The sequence below is a fragment of the Bacillus sp. JJ1533 genome (genome assembly GCF_036965045.1).
Lineage (GTDB): Bacteria > Bacillota > Bacilli > Bacillales > Bacillaceae_L > Ferdinandcohnia.
Genome location: NZ_JBALOV010000028.1, coordinates 47,568 through 70,941, shown reverse-complemented (window position 1 = coordinate 70,941; position 23,374 = coordinate 47,568). Strand labels below are relative to the sequence as shown.

General features: G+C 38.2%; 30 protein-coding genes. 23 read left to right on the top strand and 7 right to left on the bottom strand.

The features are described 5' to 3' along the window. The first annotated feature begins 72 nt into the window (after positions 1–72). A complete protein-coding gene (locus tag V7138_RS15285; protein ID WP_335398842.1) occupies positions 73–1,122 on the top strand; it encodes an NAD(P)/FAD-dependent oxidoreductase in 1,050 nt (349 codons plus the stop codon). An 89-nt stretch (positions 1,123–1,211) separates the two neighbouring features. Beyond that, positions 1,212–1,760: a GNAT family N-acetyltransferase gene (locus V7138_RS15280; protein ID WP_335398840.1), complete on the top strand. Its 549-nt coding sequence runs from the start codon at positions 1,212–1,214 to the stop codon at positions 1,758–1,760. A 24-nt stretch (positions 1,761–1,784) separates the two neighbouring features. On the opposite strand, the gene V7138_RS15275 is transcribed toward V7138_RS15280, so the two are convergent. Further along, positions 1,785–3,575: a dihydroorotate dehydrogenase gene (locus V7138_RS15275; protein WP_335398838.1), complete on the bottom strand. Its 1,791-nt coding sequence runs from the start codon at positions 3,573–3,575 to the stop codon at positions 1,785–1,787. 101 nt (positions 3,576–3,676) lie between these two features. Further along, the gene (locus tag V7138_RS15270) at positions 3,677–3,880 is read right to left on the bottom strand and encodes a CDGSH iron-sulfur domain-containing protein (RefSeq protein ID WP_335398836.1); all 204 of its coding nucleotides are present in this window, start codon (positions 3,878–3,880) and stop codon (positions 3,677–3,679) included. A 155-nt stretch (positions 3,881–4,035) separates the two neighbouring features. Here V7138_RS15270 and V7138_RS15265 point away from each other — a divergent pair, with 155 nt between their 5' ends. Next, a complete protein-coding gene (locus tag V7138_RS15265) occupies positions 4,036–4,380 on the top strand; it encodes an iron-sulfur cluster biosynthesis family protein (protein WP_335398834.1) in 345 nt (114 codons plus the stop codon). Then, a complete protein-coding gene (locus V7138_RS15260; RefSeq protein WP_335398832.1) occupies positions 4,364–4,606 on the top strand; it encodes a DUF2552 family protein in 243 nt (80 codons plus the stop codon). The genes V7138_RS15265 and V7138_RS15260 overlap by 17 nt, the downstream gene beginning before the upstream one ends. A 14-nt stretch (positions 4,607–4,620) precedes the next feature. On the opposite strand, the gene V7138_RS15255 is transcribed toward V7138_RS15260, so the two are convergent. The 3 genes from V7138_RS15255 to V7138_RS15245 all read right to left on the bottom strand — a co-directional run bounded on the left by V7138_RS15255 (position 4,621) and on the right by V7138_RS15245 (position 6,724). Next, positions 4,621–5,529 carry an alpha/beta hydrolase gene (locus V7138_RS15255; protein WP_335398866.1) on the bottom strand — a complete coding sequence of 303 codons (909 nt, stop codon included), beginning with the start codon at positions 5,527–5,529 and terminating at the stop codon, positions 4,621–4,623. A gap of 105 nt (positions 5,530–5,634) precedes the next feature. Then, positions 5,635–5,763: a hypothetical protein gene (locus V7138_RS15250; protein ID WP_309538322.1), complete on the bottom strand. Its 129-nt coding sequence runs from the start codon at positions 5,761–5,763 to the stop codon at positions 5,635–5,637. Positions 5,764–5,788: 25 nt separating this feature from the next. Then, positions 5,789–6,724 carry a hydroxymethylglutaryl-CoA lyase gene (locus V7138_RS15245; protein ID WP_335398830.1) on the bottom strand — a complete coding sequence of 312 codons (936 nt, stop codon included), beginning with the start codon at positions 6,722–6,724 and terminating at the stop codon, positions 5,789–5,791. 161 nt (positions 6,725–6,885) lie between these two features. On the opposite strand from V7138_RS15245, the gene V7138_RS15240 reads away from it, so the two are divergent. The 4 genes from V7138_RS15240 (at position 6,886) to V7138_RS15225 (ending at position 9,780) form a co-directional block, all read left to right on the top strand. Continuing rightward, positions 6,886–8,073, top strand: a complete 1,188-nt coding sequence (locus tag V7138_RS15240) for an acetyl-CoA C-acetyltransferase (RefSeq protein WP_335398828.1) — start codon at positions 6,886–6,888, stop codon at positions 8,071–8,073. Between the two features lie 12 nt (positions 8,074–8,085). Next, a complete protein-coding gene (locus V7138_RS15235; protein ID WP_335398826.1) occupies positions 8,086–8,775 on the top strand; it encodes a CoA transferase subunit A in 690 nt (229 codons plus the stop codon). Between the two features lie 14 nt (positions 8,776–8,789). Further along, positions 8,790–9,446 (top strand): CoA transferase subunit B, encoded by a 657-nt coding sequence (locus V7138_RS15230; protein ID WP_335398824.1) that lies wholly within the window; start codon positions 8,790–8,792, stop codon positions 9,444–9,446. Between the two features lie 85 nt (positions 9,447–9,531). Continuing rightward, the gene (locus tag V7138_RS15225) at positions 9,532–9,780 is read left to right on the top strand and encodes a YqkE family protein (protein WP_335398822.1); all 249 of its coding nucleotides are present in this window, start codon (positions 9,532–9,534) and stop codon (positions 9,778–9,780) included. 72 nt (positions 9,781–9,852) lie between these two features. On the opposite strand, the gene V7138_RS15220 is transcribed toward V7138_RS15225, so the two are convergent. Together V7138_RS15220 and mciZ are read right to left on the bottom strand one after the other, a co-directional pair. Then, positions 9,853–10,776, bottom strand: a complete 924-nt coding sequence (locus V7138_RS15220) for an aldo/keto reductase (RefSeq protein WP_335398820.1) — start codon at positions 10,774–10,776, stop codon at positions 9,853–9,855. Positions 10,777–10,873: 97 nt separating this feature from the next. Continuing rightward, entirely contained in the window at positions 10,874–11,017 is a 144-nt protein-coding gene (gene mciZ, locus V7138_RS15215; RefSeq protein WP_335398818.1) for a Z-ring formation inhibitor MciZ, read from the bottom strand. Positions 11,018–11,101: 84 nt separating this feature from the next. Here mciZ and V7138_RS15210 point away from each other — a divergent pair, with 84 nt between their 5' ends. The 15 genes from V7138_RS15210 to V7138_RS15140 all read left to right on the top strand — a co-directional run bounded on the left by V7138_RS15210 (position 11,102) and on the right by V7138_RS15140 (position 23,358). Further along, entirely contained in the window at positions 11,102–11,653 is a 552-nt protein-coding gene (locus tag V7138_RS15210) for an NUDIX hydrolase (RefSeq protein ID WP_335398816.1), read from the top strand. A 6-nt stretch (positions 11,654–11,659) separates the two neighbouring features. Further along, on the top strand, positions 11,660–12,829 hold the full coding sequence (locus V7138_RS15205) for an endonuclease Q family protein (RefSeq protein ID WP_335398814.1): 1,170 nt from the start codon (positions 11,660–11,662) through the stop codon (positions 12,827–12,829). Between the two features lie 266 nt (positions 12,830–13,095). After that, positions 13,096–13,743, top strand: coding sequence for a stage II sporulation protein M (gene spoIIM, locus V7138_RS15200; protein ID WP_335398812.1), 648 nt, complete (start codon positions 13,096–13,098; stop codon positions 13,741–13,743). Positions 13,744–13,857: 114 nt separating this feature from the next. Next, entirely contained in the window at positions 13,858–14,328 is a 471-nt protein-coding gene (gene fur / locus V7138_RS15195) for a ferric iron uptake transcriptional regulator (protein WP_335398811.1), read from the top strand. 137 nt (positions 14,329–14,465) lie between these two features. Then, positions 14,466–14,693, top strand: a complete 228-nt coding sequence (locus V7138_RS15190) for a YqzK family protein (protein ID WP_335398809.1) — start codon at positions 14,466–14,468, stop codon at positions 14,691–14,693. 6 nt (positions 14,694–14,699) lie between these two features. Next, positions 14,700–15,590 (top strand): site-specific tyrosine recombinase XerD, encoded by an 891-nt coding sequence (xerD, locus tag V7138_RS15185; protein ID WP_335398807.1) that lies wholly within the window; start codon positions 14,700–14,702, stop codon positions 15,588–15,590. Between the two features lie 204 nt (positions 15,591–15,794). Further along, entirely contained in the window at positions 15,795–16,988 is a 1,194-nt protein-coding gene (deoB, locus tag V7138_RS15180; protein WP_335398805.1) for a phosphopentomutase, read from the top strand. Between the two features lie 2 nt (positions 16,989–16,990). Further along, positions 16,991–17,803 carry a purine-nucleoside phosphorylase gene (locus tag V7138_RS15175; RefSeq protein WP_335398803.1) on the top strand — a complete coding sequence of 271 codons (813 nt, stop codon included), beginning with the start codon at positions 16,991–16,993 and terminating at the stop codon, positions 17,801–17,803. A gap of 36 nt (positions 17,804–17,839) precedes the next feature. After that, positions 17,840–19,141, top strand: a complete 1,302-nt coding sequence (locus V7138_RS15170) for a pyrimidine-nucleoside phosphorylase (RefSeq protein ID WP_335398801.1) — start codon at positions 17,840–17,842, stop codon at positions 19,139–19,141. Positions 19,142–19,241: 100 nt separating this feature from the next. Next, positions 19,242–20,405, top strand: coding sequence for a D-alanyl-D-alanine carboxypeptidase family protein (locus tag V7138_RS15165; RefSeq protein ID WP_335398799.1), 1,164 nt, complete (start codon positions 19,242–19,244; stop codon positions 20,403–20,405). Positions 20,406–20,645: 240 nt separating this feature from the next. Beyond that, on the top strand, positions 20,646–20,996 hold the full coding sequence (spoIIAA, locus tag V7138_RS15160; RefSeq protein WP_335398797.1) for an anti-sigma F factor antagonist: 351 nt from the start codon (positions 20,646–20,648) through the stop codon (positions 20,994–20,996). Continuing rightward, a complete protein-coding gene (gene spoIIAB, locus V7138_RS15155; protein WP_335398795.1) occupies positions 20,996–21,436 on the top strand; it encodes an anti-sigma F factor in 441 nt (146 codons plus the stop codon). The genes spoIIAA and spoIIAB overlap by 1 nt, the downstream gene beginning before the upstream one ends. Before the next feature lie 12 nt (positions 21,437–21,448). Further along, positions 21,449–22,207: an RNA polymerase sporulation sigma factor SigF gene (gene sigF / locus V7138_RS15150; RefSeq protein ID WP_335398793.1), complete on the top strand. Its 759-nt coding sequence runs from the start codon at positions 21,449–21,451 to the stop codon at positions 22,205–22,207. 121 nt (positions 22,208–22,328) lie between these two features. Then, positions 22,329–22,949: a stage V sporulation protein AA gene (locus V7138_RS15145; RefSeq protein ID WP_335398791.1), complete on the top strand. Its 621-nt coding sequence runs from the start codon at positions 22,329–22,331 to the stop codon at positions 22,947–22,949. Next, positions 22,939–23,358: a stage V sporulation protein AB gene (locus V7138_RS15140; protein WP_335398789.1), complete on the top strand. Its 420-nt coding sequence runs from the start codon at positions 22,939–22,941 to the stop codon at positions 23,356–23,358. Before V7138_RS15145 ends, V7138_RS15140 begins: the two co-directional genes overlap by 11 nt. Positions 23,359–23,374 lie beyond the last annotated feature (16 nt).

Sequence of the window (23,374 nt, the reverse complement as noted above, 5' to 3'; positions counted from 1 at the left end):
TTGTCAACTAGGTTTTTGGCAATAAATAATTTGTTGTGGATTTTATAGAAATATATACGAGGAGTGTTTTGAATGCTAAACCTTGAATGTTACGATGTGACAATTATTGGTGGAGGTCCTGCGGGTCTTTATTCTGCTTTTTATAGTGGATTACGAGAAATGAAAACAAAAATAATCGACTTTCAACCCTATCTAGGGGGAAAAATACATATTTATCCTGAAAAATTGATATGGGACATAGGGGGATTAACTCCACTTCCTGGTGCAAAATTGGTCGAGCAGTTAGTGGAACAAGGTCTAACATTTAATCCGACAGTTGTACTTAATGAACGAATCATTTCAATAGCCAGAAATGAAAATGGATTGTTTGTTCTAAAGTCGGCTTCTGGTAAGGAACATTATTCTAAAACAGTGATAGTTGCTGTAGGGAGTGGAATCTTAAAGCACCAAAAGTTAGATATTCAAGGTGCGGAGCGGTTTGAGATCTCAAATCTTCATTACACGGTCAAATCTATTAAGCATTTTAAAGATAAGAACGTTATTATATCTGGTGGTGGAAATACAGCAATTGATTGGGCTAACGAATTGGAGCAAGTTGCGAAGAAAGTATATATTATTCATCGCAAACCGAACTTTTCTGGACATGAAGCTCAAATTACAAATCTAGAAAATAGTACAGTAGAATGCTATTTCAATACAGTTTTTACAAAACTCATTGCAACTGATAACCACGATGAAATTAGTAGTGTAGAATTAACAAACAACGAGACTGGTGAAATCTTCTATTTATCAGTTGATGAAGTCGTGATAAACCATGGTTTTGAACAAGATACATCATTACTGCAAAATAGTGAACTGGAAATTGAAATGCTAGAGAATTTTTATATAGCCGGAAATGCTCAATGTGAGACGTCTATAGAAGGTCTCTTTGCAGCCGGGGATATTATAAAGTATGACGGTAAAGTAAACTTAATTGCAGGTGCATTTCAAGACGCTGCAAATGCAGTAAACAAAGCAAAGAGGTTTATTGAACCAAGTGCGAATGAAACAGCAATGGTTTCATCCCATAATGAAATGTTTCATCAAAGGAATCGGGAATTAATAAGTAAAATATTGAAATAAGTTTTACATATGCTTGCATTCTATTTGAAGGAATTTAATGAGTGGGAATAGAAGAATAGTAGGATACAAAAATGGAGGGAGAAGGTTCTATGTTCGTATACCAAATTGACGAGGAACTGTCCTTGAAATTAATCGAGTTAAGCGATGCCGAGCGAATCTTTGAATTAACAGATCAGTCAAGAGCATACTTAAGAGAATGGCTACCATGGCTTGATATGACAACAAAGGTAGAGGATACAAAAGCATATATGGAATCCTGCAGGAAAAGCTATGTTGACAATAAAGGACTGCATACCGTTATTGTCTATAAAAACGAAATCGTGGGTGTCGCAAGCTTTAACTCAATCGATTGGAGTAATAAAATAACCTATATTGGCTACTGGCTTGGTCAGCAATACCAAGGAAAAGGAATTATGACAAGGGTAGCAGAGGCATTAACCGATTATGCTTTTAACGAGTTAAAACTAAATCGAGTTGAGATTCGCGCAGCGGTCAATAATCATAAAAGCAGATCAATACCAGAGCGATTAGGCTTTGTAAAAGAAGGAGAGATTCGGCAAAGCGAGTGGCTCTATGATCACTATGTTGACCATGTTATATACGGCATGCTTGCGAAGGATTGGAATCAAGAAAACTAAGAAAGGAGCCAACAGGGCTCCTTTTTACGTATCTTTCCCCATATGAAAAAATCGGTACGTCAAAATAAGTCCAATGAAAAATAAACAAAGCGCAAAATAAGCGGGTAGCAGATGAATAAAGGTTGTATATCCGATTGCGAAATGAATCCATATTCCCGCCAAAAAAGCGGGAATTCCTCCTATAAGCAACGTCCACCAAACCCATTTATTTCCCTGCTGAAAACCCCAAAGAGAGATAGTTAACACTAACAATCCAACACTAAGCAGGGCACTTCCAAAACCAGCGCGGTCATGAGCAATGACTGAAATTAATTTATCATTAAACAAATCCAACATTTCAGGCGGCATACAAATATAGAGGATATCAGAGGGCACAAATACATTGGTAATCCCTATAAATGAGATGACAATACCGCCCAAAACAAATGAAAATCCAAGGAAGATAAAGGATAATTGCCCGACTAAACTTTGTTTCCAAACCTGATGATTACGAGCATTAAGCGATGTTGGCGTCCCTCTCAGATGTCTCGTTTTTATAAAACCAGTTATAAAGATTGGGAGTAAAATGAGCCAAAAAACTAGATGAAGCCAATCAAAATAGCCGTAACCAATAAATAAGAGTATCCCTAAAAATCCAAGAATGGCTGCAAAATCAATGGCCTGCTTAGTCCAAAGAATCTGGTTACGCACTCCAAAACGAGCCAATGCCATATAAACGATGCCGCCAGAAATCATAGTTCCAGCAAGTGTCATCCGATCATGGGCCATAAAATAAAGAATCCGTTCATTAAACAAAAGGATTTCTTCCCTTTGCATGCCAAGAAAATGCTCATCATAAGGAAGAATAATGGTTGTCAAGCTAAAGAGGGTCGCAATTAATCCACCAATAACAATGGACAAACCAAATAACCAATACCAAATCCACGCTGGATGTAGCGGTGGATTTACTTGAAGTTGCTGCAAAAGAGCTTCTGTAATTCTTTTTGTAAGGCCAGGTCCAGAAAAAACATAGCCTTCTGAAAGAAGAACAAGGTCTGCACCTGCACCCAAAAGTGCAAGGGCGTCGACTGGTTCATAAATACCACCGACCGTTATGATGGGAAGAGTGAACCCGTTTTCTCTTAAATAATGAATCGAATTTAGTAATTCACGTAAATAGTCGTTTGGCCTATCCTCTAGTTCATCAATTACGACACCAGAACAAGTAGACTGAATCAGATCAAGAGCTAGAGTTTTTACGTCTCCAACTGGAACTGATAGATAAATAGGTCGATCAGTTGTACTATGAAGATTCGGAGAGGACGTGACAAATGCAGCAACATATGGCTCCAATTTCGTAATCAAATCCTGTTGTTCATCAATCGTCCCAGCTAATCTAGCCCAGACAGGCTGTTTTGGCTTCTTCTTTTTAAGCCTTTGGACCGTTTTGTCGATTCCGATTGATTCATAGTTTGAGGAAAAATCAATTTGCTGTTTTTGCCAATCTACAAATGGAAGAGATGGGTCCTTTGTTGGCTCCTTTGTCACTGGACCAATTTCGATAAAACCAAATCCAAGATTGGAAAAAGCGTTTGACCCAGTTAATAGTGGATCAATTTTTCCAGATAATCCAATTGGATTTGGATAAGATACACCATGTATTTCTTTTTTTACAAGTTCAGAAGATTCCTCCCTACCAAGGAAATGAATAAGACGGTGTCCTCCTGGAAGGGTGGCGATTAGATTCATTCCTCTATGGATAAATTCCCGGGATTGATAGGGAGATAGACGAGATAAAATAGGTTTAAAAAGGATATGATACGACCAATCAGGCATATTTCGTCCTCCATGATAGGCTTTTACCCGTATTGTATCATAATTGGTACTCATCCTAACGAAAAAACCGAATGCTACTTGAGCATCCGGTACAAAAACGGTTATTCTTTTGGAGCGCGTACGACTGATTCGAAGTGGCCTTTATGGGAACCGTCGCAAAAAGGTTTATTATTGGATCTGCCGCATCTGCATAAGGAAAAGGTTTGTTTCGTTGGAAACTTATTCCCTTCAGCGTCAACCAGATCAACTTCGCCTGTAATGCGTAAAGAACCATTATCGTTTACCTTAATGGTAACCTTTGACATCATGAGTACCCCCTTACATGATCATATTATATTGATAATAAGGTAATCATTACCAAAACTCAACTATTTGTGAAGATGAGAGTCAGTGTAATGATATGTGGAAGGGAACGAAATATGTTAAAATAATCATACAATAATAGAAAGAGGAGAACGACATGAACGTTACATTTACAGAACGTGCGATTGAAAAACTAAATACGCAAATTAAAAATAAAGAGAAAAATTTAAAACTAAAGTATGAAACAGAAGGTTGTGGCTGTGTGATGAGCGGGGTTACGGCATTATGGCTGGTAGACTCTGGGGACGAGGATGACTTAACCCTCGAAACAAATTATAAGCCCTTATTAGTAGAAAAATCTAAAATGGTATTCTTAGATGAAAATATGACAGTGGATTTTATTGAACAGGCAAATTGCTATATGTTAAAGAGTCCAAATCAAATTTTAAATCCACGTTTAAGGTTAGTAGAAGTGAGTGATGTACATGAGTTCCAAGCTTAAAACAATCCGAAATATAGCCGAAGATAAAACATGGGTTTCTTTTTTACATGACAACCATCCTTATAGCCTTTTGCACTGGTCTATTGCAGGGGTTAGCCATGACCAGAAAGATGTATGGTTGCTACAGGATGAAGTGACGTTTGAAGTGCAGGAATTTGAAACGATTGAACTTGCATTAACCTGGATAGATGAGAACTTAACAGAAATTACAGATGTACTTGGGTAAGGGACTAAAAATATTTAGTCCCTTACATATTTGTCTAATAAATCATCAATTACTTTTTCGTAGGCTTCCTTGTTATCAGCAAAGGAATAGGCATGTTTGCCTTTTTCGGCAATCAGCATCTGCTTTGGACCATCCTTCATTTTATATAGCTCCATTGTCATTTCCGGCAAGATATAATCATCTTTTGCACTATGGATAAATAAAACGGGATTCTTGATATTTTGAATGACGGAAACAGGGGAAACATCCTTGATACTATATCCATCCCGAAGCTTTAAAAATACATTGGCAAAAGGAAGAACAAGTGGTGCAGGTATTTTGTAATCAACCTTTAATAGATATTTCAGCTGAGCTTCAAAATCAGAAAACGGGCAATCTACAATATAGAAATTAGCGCCGTCTTCAATCATTCCAGCGTATAGCAGCGTCGTCACAGCACCCATCGATTCCCCGTGAATACCAATCGTACTGTCATCCCCGAATCTTTCTTTCAACCAGGAAACGACCGATTCAAGATCGAATTTTTCATAGTGCCCATAGCTTGTTGTCTTTCCACCGGTTTCTCCATGGCGGCGATGATCATATAAAAGGACATTCCAACCACGCTCCAAGAAAAGCTTCATGTATTTAATCGAATTTAGTTTATTTTGTGTCACACCATGAGAAATGACAATAAATTGGTTTTTATCCGATTCTTTTACAAGCCAGCCTTTAATTGTGTATCCAAATTTAGATTGAATGAATACATCCTCTTTTTTTAGAGACTCAACTTCATCTAAAGTAAGACGTCCTTCCTTAGTTTCACGTTCAAGAATTTCTTCATCGGTTTTCTTCTTCATAAACATGACAATATTTGTAAAAATCATCCCAATTGTGGTTATATAGCCGATGAGAATGCCGAGGAATATCAATATCTTTTTCATTCTTTTCATGAAAAACGCTCCTTCGAAAAATGCATCAAATGTACTTCAATTTTACCATTTTGCGCCAAAAAGAAAAACCGTACCATATATGGCACGGTTTCTTACTTACTGCTCTGAATTTTGGCGGTTAGTAGGGTGAATGGCTTTTTCCATCTCTTCGGCAGCCATTGTATTGTTAGTCGTATCTGCATTAGGTTTCCCTTTTTGAGCACGACCTTTATCACGTTTTGCCAATGATAACAACTCCATTTCCTTAAAATCATGGATAGGATGTGGAGTTTTCAGTCAAAATATTCTTATTTTGCCGTTGCAGACGATAAAATTTACTTTCAATAGGATGGCTGAGGTGAGGTTTTATGACATCCACAGCTTCTACAAGCTTTGAAAGATCGAGACCTGTTGAAATCCCCATTTTCTCAATCATATACACAACATCCTCAGTAGCAACATTACCAGTCGCACCAGGTGCAAACGGGCATCCACCTAAGCCGCCAGCAGAGGTATCAAAACGGTCAATTCCAGCCTGGAGAGCAGCAAATACATTTGCAAGTGCCATGCCACGAGTGTCATGAAAATGGGCCGTCAACATTGTGTGTGGCAATTCTTTTTTTAAGATGGAAAAAAGCGAGAAAACTTCTTTTGGATTGGCTTTTCCAATCGTATCGGCAACACTCAATTCATCAACACCATACTGAACAAATGTTGAGCACAGACGGAGCACATCCTCTTCATCTATTTTACCTTCATATGGACAGTAGAAGGAGGTGGAAATACATGCACGTACAAAATATCCCTTTTCTTTTATTTCCCCAATAAGAGGTTTAAGTTCCTCCATACTTTCAGAGGTTGTTTTATTGATATTTTTTTTATTAAAGCTTTCACTGACCCCAACAAAAACAGCAACCGCTTTACAATTTGTGCCGTACAGCCTTTCAATCCCTTTCTGATTTGGAGCCAACACAATATTTCGAGTGCCATCTAAACAGGATGTAATGATTTCTTCAGCATCCTTCATCTGTGGAACCCATTTTGGTGAAACAAATGAAGTAAGCTCCATTTCTTGAATGCCCGCCATTTTTAACTTTTTTATAAAATCAATTTTTGCCTCTGTTGGGATTATGCTTTTTTCGTTTTGTAGCCCATCCCTTGGCCCGACTTCAATAATCGTGACTTGCTTAGGTAAATTCACTGACACCCCTCCAGCAATCCATATTATTATCTCTTATTCTAGTGGAGTCGCTTCACGAAAATCAAGAATAATAGGAATATAGACAAAATAAGAGGTATTTCGAAAAAAGTATCGAAATATATATGATATTGAATACATAAAGATCGAACGTATAAGGGGATGTTGAAATGAGTAATGAAGTAGTAATTGTAAGCGGTGTCAGAACAGCGATTGGTAGCTTTGGAGGAAGTTTGCAGTCAGTTTCGGCTCCTGAACTTGGTGCAGTCGTTATTAAAGGAGCTTTAGAAAAAGCTGGGGTGGATCCAAAGCTTGTGGATGAAGTGATCATGGGAAATGTTTTGCAGGCCGGAGTAGGACAAAATCCTGCAAGACAGGCAGCCATTAAAGCAGGATTACTACAGGAAACTCCAGCAATGACAATAAATAAGGTATGTGGTTCTGGATTAAAAGCAGTCCACTTAGCAACACAGGCAATCATATCTGGTGATGCCGATGTAATTGTGGCAGGTGGAATGGAGAATATGAGTCAGGCTCCGTATCTTTTAAAGGGTGCCCGGAATGGATTTAAGATGGGCGACCAAAAGATGATTGATAGCATGATTTCAGATGGGTTATGGTGTGCATTTAATGATTATCATATGGGGATAACAGCCGAAAATTTATGCGATAAATATGAAATTACGAGAGAAGAACAAGATCGTTTTTCAGCTCGAAGCCAGGAGAGGGCAATAGCTGCAATTGAAGCAGGGAAATTTAAGGAAGAAATTGTCCCAGTTATCATTCCACAACGAAGAAAAGAAAGCATTATCTTTGATACGGATGAATATCCTAAAGCAGGCACAACCGTTGAGAAGCTCGGTAGCTTGCGTCCGGCATTCAAGAAGGATGGCTCTGTTACGGCCGGTAATGCCTCTGGAATAAATGATGGGGCTGCTGCATTTGTAATAATGAGTAAAAAGAAGGCTGATGAGCTTGGTATTAAAGGATTAGTGACGATAAAAGCGAATGGAAATGCTGGAGTGGACCCTAGTATTATGGGGATTGGTCCGGTTACAGCGGTGCAAAAGGCACTGAAAAAAAGCGGATTAAGTATCAGTGATATGAATTTAATTGAAGCAAATGAAGCATTTGCTGCTCAGTCTATTGCGGTGGACCGAGAGCTTCATTTTAACCATGAGATTTTAAATGTGAATGGTGGGGCAATTGCTTTAGGACATCCAATTGGTGCAAGTGGTGCAAGAATTCTTGTTACTCTAATTCATGAGTTAAAGCGTCGCAATGATCGCTACGGATTAGCAACCCTCTGTATTGGCGGCGGTCAAGGTGTAGCGACAATTATTGAAAATATCGATTAGCGGGGTGTGTAAATGAAACCAATATATTCCTCTTTTCAGGAAGCGATAAAGGAAGTCAAAGACGGCTCTACGATTATGGTTGGCGGATTTGGTTTATGTGGTATCCCAGAAAATTTAATTTTCGCTTTGGCTGAGTCTGGCGTGAAGGATCTGACCGTTATTTCAAACAACTGTGGCGTTGATGATTGGGGACTTGGTTTACTTTTACAAAACAAACAAATTTCAAAAATGATTGGATCGTATGTCGGGGAGAACAAGGAATTTGAACGGCAAGCCTTGTCAGGGGAACTAGAGGTTGAACTTGTTCCCCAGGGCACTTTGGCGGAAAAAATTAGAGCCGGTGGGGCGGGGATTCCAGCATTTTTTACACCAGCAGGAGTCGGAACCCCAATTGCCGAAGGAAAGGAAACCCGTGTATTTAATGGCAAGGAGTATGTGCTAGAAGAAGCATTTGTGGCTGATTTCAGTTTGGTTCGTGCGGAAAAGGCCGATAAGATGGGAAATTTAATCTATAACAAGACGGCACGTAACTTTAACCCGATGATTGCTGCTGCAGGAAAGGTCACGATTGCAGAGGTTGAACAGCTCTATGAAATTGGCGACCTTGATCCAAATTTGATTCACACACCAAGTATCTATGTTCAAGGATTAATTGTGGGTGAACAAAAGAAGCGAATTGAACGATTAACATTATCAAAGTAAGAAGGGAGAAGGCGATGACAAATACACGTGAAAAGATAGCAAAAAGGGCTGAAAAGGAAATTGAGAATGGCTTTTATGTTAATCTTGGAATTGGAATGCCCACCCTTGTTGCAAATTATATATCTTCTAATAAACAAGTTGTTCTCCAATCAGAGAATGGCTTGCTAGGAATAGGTCCGTATCCAACTGAAGCAGATGTTGATCCAGATTTAATCAATGCCGGAAAAGAGACCGTTACAGCGATTCCAGGAGCAGCATATTTTGACAGCGCAGAATCTTTTGCAATGATTCGCGGTGGACATATCAATATCGCAATTCTTGGGGGAATGGAAGTTTCAGAGACGGGTGACCTTGCAAATTGGATGATCCCTGGGAAAATGATAAAGGGAATGGGCGGGGCGATGGATCTGGTTCATGGTGCCAGGAAAGTCATTGTTATTATGGATCATGTGAATAAAAAAGGGGAAGCGAAAATCTTAACAAGATGTACCCTTCCTTTAACTGGAAAAGGGGTCGTAAATCGAATCATTACCGACCGTGCTGTAATCGATGTAACTGAGAATGGTTTAAGATTAGTAGAGGTTGCGAAAGGATTTTCCGTGGAAGATATAATAGCTTCTACTGAGCCAAAGCTTATTATTGATGAAGACGTCTTACTAGAAGCGTATTAATCAATTATTGCGAGTAACCTCCAAGCGGTTATTCGCTTTTTTTGCTATAATAATAATCAAATGGCTGATGTATGGAGGGAATAATATGGCTAAAAAGAAACATAAGCCATCTGTTAAAAAGCAAAAAGATGAGAAGCTAAGTCTCGGTGATTTACTAAATGACGATATTGTTTCAAAGCTAAAAAATACACAACAGATGTTAAAGGCCCAAGAGCAAAAGAAACAGGAAGAAGAACTTGAAAAACAAAGAAAAGAACGAAGACAACGAGAAAAAAATAAGTCATTTGAGGAGCTGTTGAAAGAGAGTAACCTTAAATGGTCAGATTTTAAATAATAGTATAACCCTATAACCCCACAGGTTGCTGTGGGGTTTCTTGTTCGAAAAAATTTGATGAAGTAGTAGAAATCACCTATGTTGCTTGTAAACAGATGCCTTCGTAAGTTCTCTAATTTTCTGTACCTCTTCATCTGTTAAAGATATTGCATTTGCAGCTTCAACATTTTTTTCAATTTGTCGGGTGGAACTAGCACCTGTTACGACGGAAGCAACTGCATCCTCGTATAAACAATATTGCAAAGCGATTTCTGTTAATGGTCGATTACCCGCTAGTTGTGACTTTATGTTAGCAATTACATCAGTAAGTTCTTCGTAAGAATAATCAAGATATCCATTTTGTTTCATACTTTGACTAGCGACTTGAATTGGTCGATCGGTCAGTAATCCTTTTGCGATCGGTCCACGTGCAACGACACTAACTTCGTGTTCGTGTAAAAAGGAAAGCATCTCCTCCTCAGGACGTCGATCTAAAATGCTGTATTGCATCATCACACTTACGATCGATGATTTCTTAACAAATTCTCGTATCACATTTGGACGGATTGAGGAGATTCCATAATAACGAATGACGCCTTCTTCTTTTAATTCCTCGAACGCTTCAATACTTTCATCAATATTATCTTCAATAGTTCCACCATGGAGTTGGTAAAGATCAATATAATCGGTTTGTAAGCGTATGAGACTATCCTTTACAGCAGACTTTATGTATTTTTTGGATGGGTCCCAGGACCATCCTTCTTTCCCTTTTTCAAAACGGTTTCCAACTTTAGTGGCTAAAATAATATCTTGTCTTTTAGATTTTAAGGCTTTTCCAACGAATTCTTCATTGAGACCTTGATCATATAAATCCGCGGTATCAAAATAATTAATCCCTAAATCTATAGCAGCATCAATGATTTGTAATGCTTTTTTTTCATCGGTACCAATGGACATACAGCCAAGTCCAATTTTACTCACGACTAAATCAGAAGAACCGATTCTTCTTTTATCCATCCGATCCCCTCCAAATTTTGAATTTTTAGCATCTAGTCATAGTTTATCTGTTTCATTATCGAACTACAAATAATTTGAAGGGAGTAGTCAGGTAGGTTTATTTTTTCTCCTGTTCCAGCTTTCCTTGATTGATCCATTCTTGGACAGTTTGAAAAGAACGGCTATATTCCTTTAATTTTGCACGAATTTCCCAGGCCTTTCCGACTAATGCTACCCGATTCTCTCCAATCACTATTTTCATTGCGAACCTCCTTTTAAAATACAAAAAGAACTATGCTAAAATGTATGAAGTACATATATTTAGTAGAACAAGGAGCTGGCAATGATGGATCATTTACGAGAAAAGACAATTAGTAGGGAAGTCCTTTATGAAGGAAAGATTATCGACTTGCATATTGAAGAGGTAGAGTTACCAAATGGACATACGAGTAAACGAGAACTTATCAAGCATCCTGGAGCTGTCGCTATACTTGCATTAACGGACGATCATAAGATAATAATGGTGCAGCAGTATCGCAAAGCTTTAGAGAAGATAATCGTTGAGATTCCGGCAGGAAAGCTTGAACAAGGTGAGTTACCGGAGGCAACTGCAAAACGAGAACTTGAAGAAGAAACTGGTTATGATTGTGAGACATTAACGCCACTCATTTCTTTTTATACATCACCAGGCTTTGCAGACGAATTGGTTCATCTATTTATAGCAAAAGGGTTAAAGAAAATTGAAAACCCTGCTGGCTTAGATGAAGATGAATTTGTCGACTTGGTTGAAGTTACTTTGGATGAAGCACTTGATTTGATAAAAGAAAAGAAAATTTATGATGCAAAAACGGCATATGCAGTTCAGTATTTACAATTACAGCAAGCATTGGGAGAATAAGCCAAAATGAACAATTACTATGTTGACCTCCATATCCATATCGGCAGAACGAATTCAGGCAGACCGGTAAAAATTACAGGAGCAAAATCTCTTACAATTGGTAATATCCTGCAGGAGTCCACTGAAATTAAAGGGATGGACATGATTGGTGTAATTGATTGTCATGTTCCAGAAGTCATTGAAGAACTCGAGGCGTTAATTAGAATTGGTGAAGTATATCCATATCAAGAGGGTGGATTACGATTTAAAAATGTGACCCTCTTAATCGGGTCAGAGCTTGAAATCTATGATGAAACCTGCAAAGGCCCTATCCATGTCCTTGCTTTTATACCTACAATTGAAAAAATGAGGCTTTTCTCGAATTGGCTCTCCGAACGAATGAAGAATATTACATTGAGTTCACAAAGAATTTATGTGAGTGGCAGGGAGCTCCAAAGAAAGGTTAAAGAGTTATCTGGTATTTTTATCCCTGCACATGTCTTCACTCCATACAAAAGCATGTATGGGCGCGGGGTAAAACAATCATTAACTGAAGTGTTTGATGAAGATTTAATTGACGCAATTGAGCTTGGATTGAGTTCGAATACCAATATGGCCGACCAAATTAAAGAATTGCATTCCTATACTTTTGTATCAAATTCAGATGCACATTCCCTTCCGAAAATTGCCAGGGAATATCAAATTATCAAAATGCAAGAGCCTACCTTTGAGGAGCTAAGGCTGGCACTCCACCAAAAAGATGGTAGAGAAGTTGTTGCAAATTACGGGCTAGATCCTCTGTTAGGAAAATATCATAAAACAACCTGTGAGAAATGTTTAACAATTATCGAGGATGTTGCGCAAGAGGTTTGTCCAAGCTGCGGGCATTCAAAGTTTGTAAAAGGTGTTTTTGACCGGCTTCAGGAATTAAAAACTACGGATGAAGCAAATCCAAATCGGCCGCCATATGTGCATCAAGTTCCACTTGAATTTATTCCCGGGTTAGGGCCGAAAACCTTACAAAAATTAAGGGATTATTTTAAAACAGAAATGGCAATTCTACATGAAATACCTGAAGAAGAACTAAGACATGTGGTGAAAGGCTCAATCGTCGACATTATTATCCGAGCACGACAAGGAAAACTCCGGTTAAAGTCAGGGGGCGGCGGAAAATATGGAAAAGTAGACTCTCAATAAAAAGAGTCTCTTTTTTTTGAAGATAAAATAGTATAAGATTTTTTTCGAAGTTTTCGATGTCTAGCTCCAGGCGCCATCGGCTCTCTGGTCTAGCCAATCGCTTCGGAAGGCAAAAAGCGCCTTCTGTCAGCGCTTGTCTTATGCTTGTCGCCGATAGACGGGCGCCTTGCGCTTTTCCAAATCACTAGAAATAGTTTTGGCAAGTTGTCATAGAATTCTATTTGTCCTCATAGAATCTACTAGAAGATTGATAGGAGGAACGATAGATGAGAAAGCAACCGCCATATAAAACAATTATAGTTAACCATTTTCGTGAACATTCATCCATATATATATTTATTTCTGTCCTATTCTTAATGGGTGTTATCTTCGGAGCAATCGTTGTAAACAGCCTTAATCCCAGTCAAAAAGACGATCTCTTTTTCTATTTAAGTCGATTTTTCGGAGAGGTGGCTGAGGGCACCTATGCCAATTCAACTGATATGTTCAAACAAAGCATCCTTCACAATCTGAAATATGTCGGTCTCATGTGGATATTAGGAATCTCCATCATCGGGCTGCCGATCATCTTAATTTTGTTATTCCTAAAAGGGGTAGTCGTCGGATTTACAGTTGGTTTTCTCGTCAATCAAATGGGCTGGAGCGGGTTTCTTTTATCATTTGTTTCCGTACTGCCTCAAAATCTACTCATCATTCCGACTTTCATCATCGTCGGTACAGTTGCTGTCGCATTCTCATTGAAAATGATTCGTCAGCAATTTATGAAGCGTATGAACGAGCCCATTTTACAGTTATTGACTCGCTATTCGCTGTTAATGGTTGCTGTAAGTTTCGTGATTTTAATGGCTTCAGCTATAGAGGCATTTGCTTCTCCCGTTCTAATGAAGGAAATAATTGATGTAGTAAATAAATAAGAATTGTTATTAAATAATAAGAATTGTTTACTCTTGTTTATAATTATTTTATTTGGACAGTGCCCCTTCTTCTGTTATAATAATGAGGTAACGGCGAGGGAGGGAAAGTTTTACATGGAAAATCGGATTGATCGTATAAAAAAACAGTTGCATTCGTCTAGTTATAAGCTTACACCACAGCGTGAGGCGACCGTTCGGGTACTGCTTGAACATGAAGAGGATCACTTAAGTGCCGAAGATGTCTACCTCCTTGTAAAAGAAAAGTCGCCAGAAATCGGCTTAGCAACTGTTTATCGGACCCTTGAATTACTTACCGAATTAAAGATCGTTGATAAAATAAATTTTGGAGATGGTGTATCCAGATATGACCTTCGCCAAGAAGGGGCAGCACATTTCCATCATCACTTAGTGTGTATCGAATGTGGTGCAGTCGACGAAATTCAGGAAGACTTACTTGAGGATGTTGAAGAAATCGTTGAAAAGAATTGGAATTTTATTATTAAAGACCATCGTTTAACTTTCCATGGTATTTGTCATCGTTGTCATGATAAAGAGGTTAAAGAAGAAACAGATCATCTTAAATAAACTGCCCTTTTCCTTTCGAGAAAAGGGTTTTTTCATTTTCATAATTTAATAGAATCGAAAGAAATCGCAAAACTCGTGTATAAAACCATGTAAATTTGGCATATCTTCTAATAACGATGGTTTTGGAGGATTATTAAATGAGACAATGGTTTCGAGTTGTATATGACACATTAAAGGTTTTTGTATTGTTTACTGGATGCACGGTTTTATTTTACTATGGTATTATATGGATTAATGAGGAATATCAAAATTACCACAAATATGATGAACCAGAGGGTTCCTCGGTGAAGGCTACCTCAATGATTGAAGAAAAGGAGGAAGGCCTTCTAGATAGATTACTGTTTTTTTACCGAAATGGGGAGTAGAGACCAGTGGAAGATCAACTGAAAGATTATTTACATTACCTAGTTGTTGAAAGAAGACTTGCTACCAATACGGTGAAGTCCTATGAACGGGATCTTAAAAAATACTATCAATATATGACTAAGATTGAAAACATTACATCCTTTAATGATGTGAACCGATTGCTAGTCATCCATTTTTTAAAATCTCTAAAGGAACAAGGAAATTCATCAAGAACCTTAGCAAGACATATAGCATCTATCCGTTCGTTTCATAAGTTTTTGTTTCGTGAAAAAATTACCGATCATGATCCAACCGAACAGATTGAAACACCACAAGCAGAACGGACATTGCCGAAAGTATTAAATATTAATGAGGTAGAGGCACTATTGGATGCACCAAAATTGGACAAACCACTTGGCATACGTGATAAAGCAATGCTTGAGCTCTTATATGCAACAGGGCTTCGTGTAAGTGAGCTTATTAACTTAAATCTAGCTGATATCCACTTATCGATGGGATTTATCAGATGCCTCGGAAAAGGAAATAAGGAGCGCATCGTTCCACTTGGGAGTGTAGCGACGAAGGCTTTGCAAGCTTATTTAGATTATGGTCGCGGTCAACTAGTGAAGCAAAAGAGAACCGACGCCTTTTTTGTGAATCATCATGGGAATCGTATGACACGACAAGGTTTCTGGAAGAACTTAAAAAAAATCGCGAAAGATGCACGAATCGAGAAGGAATTAACCCCGCATACTCTACGTCATTCATTTGCAACACATCTTTTAGAAAATGGGGCTGATCTTCGAGCTGTGCAAGAAATGCTTGGTCATGCTGATATATCTACAACACAAATATATACGCATGTCACAAAAACCCGTTTGAAGGATGTCTATAAAAACTATCATCCTCGTGCTTAATACTGATTAAGAGAATGCTAGACAATGATGTCTGGCTTTTTTTTGCTAAAACTCTTGTAATCTACTTGAAAAGACAATCACTGACACTTATACTCAAAGATGTCAGACTTCTGACGATTGAACAAGTGTGAAAAATTGAGTAAGTTGCAACTTGAAGGGGAAAATAGATTTACGTAAACAAAGAATACTTTGGGAGGAAAATACATGTCTACTTATACATATAAACGAATTTTCCTAATTGTTATGGATTCTGTTGGAATTGGAGAAGCACCAGATGCGAAAGAATTTGGTGATGAGGGTTCAAATACTTTAGGACATATAGCGGAAGAAATGAATGGCTTACATATGCCAAACATGGCGAAGCTTGGCTTAAGCAATATTCGTGAGATTAAAGGTATTCCGATTCAAAATCAACCACTTGCATACTATACAAAAATGCAAGAGGCTTCTAATGGTAAGGATACGATGACAGGACATTGGGAAATCATGGGCTTACATATCGAAACACCATTTCAAGTTTTCCCAGAAGGGTTTCCAAAGGAATTATTAGATGAACTTGAAAAACGGACTGGACGAGGAGTTTTAGGAAATAAGCCAGCATCCGGAACTGAAATCATTGATGAACTCGGCGAAGAGCATATGAAAACAGGAAAATTAATTATCTACACATCTGCTGATTCGGTTTTACAAATCGCAGCACATGAGGAAATTGTACCTTTAGATGAGCTTTATAAAATTTGTGAAATTGCACGTGAACTGACCCTTGATGACAAGTATATGGTTGGACGTGTCATTGCTCGCCCATTTGTTGGGGAACCTGGTAATTTCACAAGAACTTCAAACAGACATGACTATGCGTTAAAGCCATTTGAGCGTACTGTGATGAATGAATTAAGTGATCAAGGTTTTGATGTGATTGCAATTGGAAAAATTTCAGATATCTATGATGGTGAAGGAGTTACACAATCACTGCGTACAAAGTCAAATATGGATGGAATGGATAAATTAGTTCAAACTCTTAATATGAACTTTACGGGCTTAAGCTTTTTAAATCTTGTAGATTTTGATGCTTTATATGGACACCGCCGCGATCCAAAAGGCTATGGTAATGCTCTTGAGGAGTATGATGCACGTCTGCCTGAAGTGTTTGAAAAATTAACGGATGATGACTTATTAATCATTACAGCAGACCATGGGAACGATCCTGTTCACCCTGGAACAGATCATACTCGTGAATATGTTCCATTACTTGTTTATAACAAAAAAATGGGTGGTGGTAAGGAACTACCATTACGAACAACGTTTGCGGATATAGGTGCAACAGTAGCGGATAATTTTAATGTAACATTGCCTAAACATGGAAAGAGTTTTCTTTCAGAGATAAATGGGGGAAGATAGAAATGGAAAAATCAATTATCGAAAAAGCAGCACAATTTTTAAAAGAGAAAAGCCCAGCAGTACCTGAGATTGGTTTGATTTTAGGTTCTGGACTGGGAGTTTTGGCAGATGAAATTGAAAATCCAACGAAAGTGCCATATGATCAAATCCCAAAGTTCCCAGTGTCAACAGTGGAAGGGCACGCAGGGCAACTTGTATTTGGTACATTGGAAGGAAAATCAGTTATCGCTATGCAGGGACGCTTTCACTTTTATGAAGGATATAGCCTTGATAAGGTTACATTCCCTGTACGCGTTATGAAAGAACTTGGTGTCTCAACGGTAATTGTTACAAATGCCGCGGGTGGGGTGAATGAATCATTTCAGCCAGGAGATTTAATGATTATTACAGACCATCTTAATTTCGGTCAAAACCCACTGATTGGACCCAATGATGCAAAACTCGGAGCAAGGTTCCCAGATATGTCAGAAGCATATACAAAAGAACTTCGTATCCTTGCAAAAGAAGTGGCCAATGAATTGAATATCGGAATACAAGAAGGTGTTTATGTTGGAATGACGGGACCATCGTATGAAACACCTGCTGAAATTAAAATGCTTCGAACTTTAGGCGGGGACGCTGTTGGAATGTCAACTGTTCCGGAGGTAATTGTTGCCCGTCATGCTAATCTAAAGGTGCTTGGTATATCCTGTATCTCAAATATGGCAGCAGGCATTTTGGACCAGCCACTTACCCATGATGAAGTAATTGAAACAACAGAAAAAGTAAAAGCAGACTTTTTATCACTTGTTAAACAAATTGTGAAGAAAATGTAAATCACACATACGAATGTTGGAAAAAGGTGAAAAATGATGAGAATGGTTGATTTAATCGAGAAAAAACGAGATGGCATGGAGTTAACTTCAGAGGAAATTTCGTTTATTGTAGATGGGTTTACAAAAGGTGAAATTCCCGACTATCAAATGAGTGCTTTTTCAATGGCAGTCTTTTTTAAAGGTATGACCAAACAGGAACAAGCAGATTTTACAATGGCAATGGTTCAATCAGGTGATACGATTGACCTTTCAGGCATTGAAGGAATCAAGGTAGATAAGCACAGCACGGGTGGTGTCGGTGATACGACCACTTTAGTGCTTGCTCCTTTAGTTGCATCAGTAGGTGTACCGATTGCAAAGATGTCAGGACGTGGTCTTGGTCATACGGGGGGTACGATTGACAAGCTTGAGTCTGTTTCGGGCTTCCATGTCGAGATTACCAATGAAGAGTTTATTCGTCTTGTCAATCAAAATAAGGTTGCAGTCATTGGGCAAAGCGGGAATTTAACGCCAGCAGATAAAAAGCTTTATGCGTTACGCGATGTCACAGCAACGGTTAATAGTATTCCATTAATTGCGAGTTCCATTATGAGCAAGAAAATTGCAGCAGGAGCAGATGCGATTGTTTTAGATGTAAAAACAGGCGCAGGTGCTTTTATGAAGGATTTAAATGATGCAAAAGAGCTGGCGAAGACAATGGTTGATATCGGGAATAATGTGGGCAGAAATACGATGGCCATTATTTCAGATATGAGTCAGCCCCTTGGGTTTGCAATTGGCAATGCACTTGAGGTAAAAGAGGCAATTGATACATTAAAAGGGGAGGGGCCAGCTGATCTTGAGGAGCTCTGTCTCGTTTTAGGAAGTCAAATGGTCTTACTAGCGAAAAAAGCAACTTCTCTTGAAGAGGCTAGAGGGCTTCTCGAAAACTCCATCAAAAATGGAAAAGCGCTTGAATCCTTTAAAACCTTTTTATCTTCACAGGGTGGGGATGCTTCTGTCGTGGATTCACCTGAAAGACTTCCTAAAGCAAAATATCAGTTTGAATTTGAAGCAGATTCCGATGGATATGTTTCAGAGATAATTGCTGATTCAATTGGCACAGCGGCTATGCTCCTAGGTGCCGGAAGGGCAACAAAGGAGTCATCGATTGATTTGGCGGTTGGTCTTGTTTTACAGAAGAAAATCGGTGACAAGGTTTCAAAAGGTGAAAGCCTCGTAACGATTCATAGCAATTTTGAAGATATTACTGAAATCAAAAAGAAGCTATCTGAAAGTATTTCAATATCGCCAAATCCAGTAAAACCACCAACATTAATCATAGAAAAAATATCATAATTCAAAATGCCGAGGATAAATTCCTCGGTTTTTTTATTTTCTGTATAATTTTTTATTTCTTGGAAAAAATGGGAAAGTATAAAGAATGGAGGGTTTGGAGATGAAACGCGTATTTATTAGTCTGTTAATTTCAACAATCATGATTTTTACGATTAGCCCTTTCGCTTCTGCACAGGAGTCAACTGTTGATCTAGCGAATAATGCAAAATCTGCAATTTTAATTGAACGTGATACCGGAAAGATTCTTTACGAAAAAAATAGTGATGAACAGCTTCCACCAGCAAGTATGACGAAAATCATGACACTGCTTTTAATCATGGAAGCCCTTGATAAAGGTAGTATCACTTATTCTGAGAAAGTTAGAACAAGTGAACATGCCGCATCAATGGGGGGATCCCAAATATTCCTTGAGCCAGGCGAAGAAATGACTGTTGAAGAAATGTTAAAAGGTATTGCGATTGGTTCAGGAAATGATGCGTCTGTTGCCATGGCCGAAAAAATAGCAGGTTCAGAAGAAGCCTTTGTTGAAATGATGAATGAGAAGGTTAAGAAATTAGGCCTTAAGAATACACAATTTCAAAACCCAACGGGACTTCCTGCAGAAAATCATTATAGCTCTGCCCATGACATGGCCATTATGTCCAAAGAATTATTGAAATACGAAGAAATCACTAAATTCACTGGCCAATATGAGGATTATTTACGGCAAAATTCAGATAAAAAGTTTTGGCTAGTAAATACAAATCGACTTGTTAGATTTTATCCAGGTGTAGACGGGTTAAAAACAGGCTTTACTACTGAAGCAAAGTATTGTTTAACAGCCACTGCCGAAAAAGATGATATGCGTTTAATATCTGTTATTTTTGGAGCACCAACTCCAAAGGAACGCAATGCGCAAGTAACAAAGATGCTTGATTTTGGATTTAGCCAATATAAGACACACCCTTTATATGAGCGCAATCAGGAGGTTGCTGAGGCGAAGATAAGCAAGGGCAGTGAAAAGAAAATTAAACTTGTAACATCTGAGCCTATTTCACTTTTAACAAAAAAAGGTGAAAAAATAGATGATGTTCAAAAAGAAGTAGTTGTTGCTGATAAGCTTAATGCACCTATTAAAAAAGGTGACGAGATTGGAAAACTTGTGATTAAAAAAGATGGAAAAGTTTTAAGCGAGAGCCCATTAGTAGCAGAAAAAGATATTGATGCTGCCAGTTGGTGGAAATTATTTAAGCGTACAATGGGAACTTTTAATAAAACTCCTTAGTTTTTTAAGGCTCGTGATGTCCAGCTCCAGCGCCTAGCCCCTCGAGGTCACAAGCCAATCTGTCAAGAAGGTCAAAGAACAACCTTCTAGCCAGCTCGTCTTGTGCTTGTCGGGGCTGTTCAAGGCACTTGCGCATTTCAGTATTTTTTGCCGAAACTGCACTAGTTTTGTCATCTAGAAGGAATCTTTCATGTGAATAGCGAAAAGACTCTCTATACGATTTAAAGGAGGCATTGTAAAGTGAGTCTTGGAATTGAACTAGAGGTAAAACACAATGTGTTATGTATTCGGCTTACTGGTGAGCTAGACCATCATACAGCTGACGAATTGCGATTAAAGGTAACAGATACGATTGAGAGCAATCAAATTAATCACATCTTATTGAATCTTGAAAAGCTTACTTTTATGGATAGCTCAGGATTAGGTGTAATTTTAGGAAGATACAAGCAAATCAAAAATCTAGGTGGAGAAATGGTTGTTTGTTCTATTTCCCCTCAGGTCGAACGTTTATTTGAAATGTCTGGTCTTTTCAAAATCATTCGATTAGAGCGTAATGAGTCTTTTGCGCTTCAGACATTGGGGGTGGCGTAATGAAAAACGAAATGCACCTTCAATTCTCAGCACTAAGCCAAAATGAGTCATTTGCCCGTGTTGCTGTTGCAGCATTTATTACACAACTAGATCCAACCCTAGACGAACTAACTGAAATTAAGACAGTTGTGTCTGAGGCCGTAACAAACTCGATTATTCATGGATATGAAAGTGATCCTAGTGGGATTGTTTATATTTCATGCAAAATTGAAGACAGTACTGTATATATCACCATAAGAGATGAAGGAATTGGAATCAGCAATCTTGAGGAAGCAAGGCAGCCATTGTATACAACAAAGCCAGAACTTGAGCGATCAGGGATGGGCTTTACCATCATGGAAAATTTCATGGATGAGTTTGAAGTCGAAACAGGTTCAGCACGAGGTACAACATTACGGCTAACAAAGCATTTATCAAAGAGTAAAGCGTTATGCAATTAAGGAGACTTGCCAATGGATGTGGAGGTCAAGAACAACAAAAGTGAAACGTATTTAAAGGACAATGAGGTTAAGAATTTAATCAAACTTAGCCAAGAAGGACAACAGGAAGCACGTGATTTAATCGTCCAGAAGAACATGAGGCTAGTTTGGTCTGTTGTACAACGATTTTTAAATCGAGGCTATGAACCAGATGATTTGTTTCAAATAGGCTGCATTGGACTTTTAAAGTCTGTCGATAAATTTGATTTATCCTATGATGTTAAATTTTCAACCTACGCTGTTCCTATGATAATTGGTGAGATTCAGCGGTTTATCAGAGATGATGGTACAGTAAAGGTGAGTCGTTCATTAAAAGAGACCGGAAATAAAATCCGTAAAGCAAAGGATGAACTGTCCAAGCAGTTTGGTCGAGTTCCAACCATTGCTGAGATTGCAGAATACTTGGAGATTACTCCTGAAGATGTTGTTTTAGCCCAAGAAGCTAGTCGTGCACCTTCATCCATTCATGAAACCGTATATGAAAATGATGGTGACCCGATTACTTTGCTTGATCAAATAGCGGATAATAATGAGACTAAGTGGTTCGATAAAATTGCTTTAAAGGAAGCGATTCGCGAGCTGGATGAACGTGAGAGATTAATCGTTTTCCTGCGTTATTATAAAGATCAAACCCAATCCGAAGTCGCGACAAGGCTTGGTATATCCCAAGTACAAGTATCAAGGCTTGAGAAAAAAATATTACAACAAATGAAAGACCGAATGGACGTATAATCCATTTGGTCTTTTTTTTGTAGCTGTGGTAATTGTTGGAGTTTGCAGTCCAATCGCATTAGATAAATAAGATTTAACATACTACATATATAAGGAAAACAATGTGTAGGGTGTGAAAGTGATGGAAAAATCAATTTATGTTCGAATGCGCCATCGCATATTGGTACAACCCAATGCAACAGTAAAAATTGGAGAAATCATTCAAATAAGTGCAGAGGAAAATGTTGCACAGGAAATCAAAAAGATCGTCATCCATCAAGTAAGTAAACAGGATAAAAATATTATCGTCATTGATGTGATGAAGGTTATCGATCAAATCAGGAGGCGATTTCCTCAAGTTGATGTTCAAACGGTAGGACCCGCACAAACCATTATTGAGGTAGCAATTGAGAAAAAACGGTTTGCACCTGCACTATTTATAGCCGTTTGGTTTTTATTATTTATAGGGGCAGCTCTAACGATGATGAACTTCCATGAAGACGTGTCAATGAGAGAGGTCCACCTACGTATCTATACCATGATAACAGGTGAAGAGGTTCCAAAGCCATTGCTCTTTCAAATTCCCTATTCAATAGGTTTAGGACTAGGGATGATATTATTTTTTAATCACTTTTTCCGTAAACGCCTAAATGAAGAACCAAGTCCACTAGAAGTTGAGATGTTTAACTACCAGCAGGATTTAGATAATTACTTAATTATTGTAGAAAATAAAGAAAGCATGAAACACATCGATGACAATTAAAGTCCTTTTGATTATTTTTATAGGATTAGGAAGTGGACTTGCAGTTGGAGGCGGTTTTGTCGCTTTTTTAGCTGTCTTAGGTATTATTCCTCGACTCACGCAACTAACGAAAACCATGAAATATATTCGCTTTTATGAATGGGGGGTTGTACTCGGTGCAGTATTTGGTGGCTGGTTTACTCTAAATGATCAAATTTTTTATCTTTGGGATATTTTGGTGCTTCCCCTAGGTTTAGCAAGTGGGATATTCGTTGGAATGCTAGCGGCTGCACTCACAGAGGTACTGAATGTTTTTCCGATATTAGCTAAACGAATCGGAATCGAAAATAAAATCGTTATTTTAGTTATGGCGATTGTTTTCGGAAAAATTGCAGGGTCTTTATTTCAATGGATATACTACGTGAAATGATTATATTTAGCACATA